The organism is Paenibacillus caseinilyticus (assembly GCF_027533645.1).
In the GTDB taxonomy this organism is placed as follows: domain Bacteria; phylum Bacillota; class Bacilli; order Paenibacillales; family NBRC-103111; genus Paenibacillus_G; species Paenibacillus_G caseinilyticus.
In genome coordinates, this window is sequence record NZ_JAQAGY010000007.1 from 20957 (window position 1) to 26018 (window position 5062).

The 5062-nt window shown below is 58.6% G+C and carries 6 protein-coding genes; all 6 read right to left on the reverse strand.

Annotated features, from left to right (window positions below; genetic code table 11):
* Positions 1-138 precede the first annotated feature (138 nt).
* The 6 genes from O9H32_RS12465 to O9H32_RS12490 all read right to left on the reverse strand — a co-directional run bounded on the left by O9H32_RS12465 (position 139) and on the right by O9H32_RS12490 (position 4664).
* Positions 139-459, reverse strand: a complete 321-nt coding sequence (locus tag O9H32_RS12465) for a bactofilin family protein (RefSeq protein WP_269866426.1) — start codon at positions 457-459, stop codon at positions 139-141.
* A gap of 491 nt (positions 460-950) precedes the next feature.
* Positions 951-1121: a heavy-metal-associated domain-containing protein gene (locus tag O9H32_RS12470; protein WP_269866427.1), complete on the reverse strand. Its 171-nt coding sequence runs from the start codon at positions 1119-1121 to the stop codon at positions 951-953.
* Between the two features lie 89 nt (positions 1122-1210).
* Complete coding sequence (locus O9H32_RS12475; protein WP_269866428.1) at positions 1211-2134, reverse strand: sensor histidine kinase; 924 nt, start codon at positions 2132-2134, stop codon at positions 1211-1213.
* A complete protein-coding gene (locus tag O9H32_RS12480) occupies positions 2131-2889 on the reverse strand; it encodes a response regulator transcription factor (protein ID WP_269866429.1) in 759 nt (252 codons plus the stop codon). Before O9H32_RS12480 ends, O9H32_RS12475 begins: the two co-directional genes overlap by 4 nt.
* A gap of 93 nt (positions 2890-2982) precedes the next feature.
* Positions 2983-3747: an ABC transporter permease gene (locus O9H32_RS12485; protein ID WP_269866430.1), complete on the reverse strand. Its 765-nt coding sequence runs from the start codon at positions 3745-3747 to the stop codon at positions 2983-2985.
* Positions 3744-4664: an ABC transporter ATP-binding protein gene (locus O9H32_RS12490; RefSeq protein WP_269866431.1), complete on the reverse strand. Its 921-nt coding sequence runs from the start codon at positions 4662-4664 to the stop codon at positions 3744-3746. The genes O9H32_RS12485 and O9H32_RS12490 overlap by 4 nt, the downstream gene beginning before the upstream one ends.
* Positions 4665-5062: the final 398 nt, after the last annotated feature.

The following is a 5062-nucleotide window of genomic DNA, read 5'->3' on the forward strand; positions in this document are numbered from 1 at the left end:
CCGCTTCCTTGGCAGAATGTCTGCCAAGGAAGCGGCCTTGGGGCGCGCGCTGATGCTTCTTCGGTCAAACCAACCAAACAAGGGATGCCCCTCCGTCATCAATGATGACTAGGAAGGGCATTCCTTCAGCTTGCGGTGTTATTGAAAGTAGTACTGCAGGTTGTTGAGCGTCAGAGCGGGACCCCCGACGATGATCTTGTATGTACCATAAGGCAGATTGGATACGGTACCGTTGATCGTTCCGGTTCCGCCGGAAGCGGAGAATGCACGGTTGCCTACAACTTGTCCGCTCTGGTTGATGACGACATACTCAGCCGTGCTTCCGATGAAAGTTCCCTTAATCACAAGCGTACCTTGACCCGTAATCTGGACGTTCGTCGCTGCCGATGCGCTCGAAACCGGAAGCAGGGCGAACAAGGCGAAGCAGATAAAGAGGAGAGCTGCCATTCTGTTTTTCATATAACACACAACCTTTCTATAATTTATATTACAATATTTAAATTATCATAAAATATTCACGCTGTAAATCTTTATCTTTGCTGCATGGACCGATGATCCAAATTATCCATTAACCCTTGATACTAAAGGAAATTTTAATGATATAGAGCAATATTATTATTATATAACAAATGTGATCAGCTACACTCCTCTTTCTTACTGATACAGACTTCTAACCTATGATACTAGACGAGATAACGGCTTTTCCGTCCTTTAAGGACGATGCCCGTTTATAAGTTATATAAGATTACAGGATCGGGCCCTGGCGAGATATAAATTCTTAGATATCAAGAAAAACGTCTCTCCGTGTCCTTTTGATCCCACCAAAAAAAGAAGACATCCGTCCTAAAACTAAGAACGAATGTCTTTTTTGCGGGTTGTCCGTGCTACCGAAGAAAAAATGCAAGTTGCTCAGAGGCCCGGTATACACCGGCGTACCCTCTTTCACCTCTTTATACGATCCCGTACCCTCTTCCTTCGATGGCATCCCGGATCGAGTTCATGCTTACACGGTCTTCATCATATTCGACCCGTACGGTCTGACCTGCCAGATCCACGTGCCCCTCAGCCCCGGCGCTCCGCAGGGCACCTTCTACGGAATCCGCACAGCTGCCGCAGGTCATGCCCGCGACCCACTGGGTTACGCTCCTATTGTTTTGTTTCTTGTGCCTATACCAAAAAACAGGTGGAACCAGCGCTGCAGCCCGCCCTCTCACTCCCGCGCCCGCTTCAAACGCACAGTGAACACCGTCCGCTCGTGAGGAACGGAATTCACCTCAATCGTTCCCTGCTGCCGCTGCACTAGACGCCTTACGATGGCCAGACCCAGTCCGCTTCCCCGCCGGGTACGGGTCCGGGAAGGATCGGACGTGTACAGCCGCTCGAAGATGAAGGGCAGCTCGCTCTGCGGAATCCCGGGTCCCCGGTCCCACACGGTGAAGCCATAATGTTCCTCTTCCTCCCGGATGCAGACGCCGACCGCCCCTCCCGAAGCACCGTACCGGAGCGCATTGGATAACAGATTCGCAGCCACCCGTCCCATCAGACCCGGCTCTGCCCAAACCAGGGCGGGCATAGAGGGCAGCTCCACCTCAGGCTCCAGGCCGATCCGCTCGAATTCAGGATACAGCGTGAGCAGCCACTCCGGCAGCAGTTCCGCCAGGTCTACGGCCTGCAGCCGGATCGGCGTGTCGTCGGACTCCAGCTTCGAGAGCTCGAAGAAGCTGAGCAGCATCGCGGACAGCTCCCGTCCCTTGCGCGAGGCAATGTCCAGATAACGGACGCGCTGCTCTTCCGTGAGCCGCGAATCCTCCCGGACGGATTCGATATACCCGAGCATACCGGCCAAGGGCGTCTGGATATCGTGCGCCAGATTGGCCAGCATCCGTCTCCGGGATTCATCGAGCCGTCCAGCCCGCACGGACGCTTCCCTCCAGCGGTCGGCGAGCAGGCCGCACTCGGCCCTCAGGCCTTCCAGGTCCCGGTCCCCCACGGCAACGCGCAGCTGCCGGCGGTCTTCTTCTAGCCTCATCAGCTTCAACCCCGCCGTCAAGGCACGGATCTCCCGCTTCAGCCGCAGCCATAAGCAGAACAGGAGGCCTGCCGCCGCCATGCTTAGAATCATAAGCCAGATCAAACGCGAGGTCCCTCCCCGCAGCCGCCCAGCTTGTAGCCGATGCCCCATACCGTCTGAATATATTGGGGCTGGGACGGCTCCGGCTCGATCTTGGATCTCAGCCTCCGGATATGCACCATGACCGTATTCTCGTCATAGAGATAAGCCTGCTGCCAGACCGCTCGGAAGAGCTGGGCCTTGGAGAAGACGCGTTTGGGCTGGCTCATAAGCACCTTCAGAATCTCGAATTCCTTCGCGGTTAACGCGACCTCGCTGCCGCCTACGAAGACTTCGTACGTCTCGGTGTTCAGGCGGATCCCATGCTGCTCCAGCCATGGATTCGGCTGCTGCGGAGCGCCGAAATCCAGATACCTGCGCAGCATGGCGTTCACCCGGGCGGAGAACTCCCCAAGCCCGAACGGCTTCGCCAGATAGTCGTCGGCCCCCATCCGCAGGCCGACGATCTTGTCCGTTTCTTCCCCGCGGCAGGACACCATCAGCACCGGAAGGCCGCCGGCCTGGCGGATGATACGCAGGAGCTCCAGTCCGTCCGCCCCCGGCAGCATGAGATCCAGCACGGCCAGATCAAATCCGCCCGTGCCGCCCCTACTGCCCGTAAGCCACTGCTTGGCCTCGGTTCCATCCCGGCACCACCGGACCTGCAGTCCGTCCCTTTCCAGCCCGTCTCGCATCAAGGCCCCCAGATCCTCGTCGTCTTCGACGAGAAGTATGCTTTTCTCCCGCTCCCCATACCGCATTCCCTGTTCCACTCCCATATCCCGAAGCAGGTCCTCCGCACAGCCTGAGGACCTGTCCAATTATTGGGTTTATTGTATCATGCTGTTCGATTCGGCGTCATCTCTGGGCCGTTACCCTTCATGCGCATGAATATCCATCCGCGACAGCTTCCTGAGGCTCGCCGCGAGGAACACGGCGAAGATCACCAGCAACCCCAAGGCTCCTTGCAGGAGCCCGGCGCTCCCGGCGGTCCGCGATGGAATATCGAGCAGGCTGCCGACAAGGATGCCGGGATACGTGAAGGGGAACCGCACGGCGATATCCAGCATATCCCACACGACTTCACCGGCCACCGCTGCGAAAGTGCCCGCCGCCATGTTCGCGATATAACTCCGGTAGGCGAGCGAGATCCAGGCGAATAAGGGAACGAAGGCGAACGAAATGAGGATGAGCAGCAGCCCGCATTCCGCATAGCGCAGCCACATCGTCCACGGAACCGGCGGCAGTCCGAACAGCAGCCCGCCCGCCGCCTTCATTCCAAAGTCAAGTCCGTACACCAGGACGGTCAGCACGAAGACCGCCGCATACTTGCCCAGAAGAAAGGTGCTGCGCCGGATCGGATAAGTCAGCATCCCGGTCACCGTATTGTGCTGAAACTCCCCGATGAGCACATACCCCACCATGAGGCCGGAGATGATCGGCATCAGGCCGAGGGCGAACTGGCGGTAATGCGTATAATACGTCCAGCTCCAAGTCAGCCGTGAAGGAGAAAAGGCCAGATCCTGGTAATAGACAGTGAACTCAATGACATGTTTGACCAGCAAAATAAACAGCAGCAGCCACAGTCCCTTAGACCTGCGCAGCTTCAGCCACTCGGCATATCCTACGCCCCTCATGCCCCTTGCCCCCCGATCAGCCGCAGGTAGTAATCCTCCAGGGAGTCATGCCGCACCTTGAGCTCCATGAGCTCCATCCCTTCCATCACCAGCACGCGGGCGATCTCGGCTGACTGCCCGGACTTCCCATACACCCGGACCGTCCGGTTGTCCCGCAGCTCATAATCGATCATCCCAAGCTTCTGCTCCAATATCACGAGCGCCTGCTCGAGCGGCTCCACCCGGAGCTCGATACAGCTTCGGAGCGTCCGCTGCAGATCGGCGGCGTCCCGCTGCTCCAGCAGCCGGCCATCGTGCATAATGCCGATCCGGTCCGCGATCTGCTGCACCTCGCCCAGCAGATGGCTCGAGAGCAGCACCGCCATGCCGCGCTGCTTGGCCAGGTCCAGCAGCAGCTGGCGCAGCTGGTGCAGCCCCGCAGGGTCGACCCCGTTGGTCGGCTCATCGAGGACGAGCAGCTCCGGACCGTGGGCTATAGCGCGGGCAAGACCCAGCCGTTGGCGCAGGCCCAGAGACAGCCGTCCGGCCCGGACATCCCTGACTTCGCCCAGCCCGAGCAGGCGCAGCGTCTCCTCCGTTCGTTCAGGCCCCGCATAGCCGGTAAGCCGGCTGTGCAGCCGCAGATGTTCGGCTGCCGTCAGCTGCGGATAATGCCCCGGCACCTCCGGCAGGAAGCCGATCCTGGCGAAGCCTTCACCTCCGCCGGTGAGCCTCCTGCCGAACAGCTCCACCTCCCCGCTGGTCGGCAGCACCAGACCCATAATCATGCGCAGCGTCGTCGTTTTCCCCGCCCCGTTCTGGCCGAGAAATCCGTAGATCTCCCCCGGCGCCACTTCAAGCGAGACATCTTCCACGGCAGGCTTCTGCCGGTTCGCATAGCGTTTGGTCAGTCCATTGGTTCTTAGCACCCAGCTCACAACGCATCCCCTCCTGCTCTTCATTATAAGAAGGAAAGTGCGCTCCCCGGCTTACGGAATTCTTACAAAAGTCTTACATCCCGCCAGAAAAAAGATCATCCTGCTCCCCCGCCTTGTCTCTAAGAGCGAGTTCCATCGCGTTGGCATCCTCATTGTCCCATACGACCCGCCCTTTCCTATCTCCTGCGAGCCTTGGGGATCTCTCCACCGGCTCCAGCGGGGAGGCGATATGGCTCTTACCTCGACGGGACTTGCACCGGCTCGTTGTGTCCCACCTGATCAGGCGAGCTGTGTCTATAATAAAGAAAGGGTTGTCCCACCGTCATCTGCGATGACCTGAGGGACAACCCTACTGGCATTCGGCGGGATCCGCCGTGTCAGCTTATTCCATTGCTCAC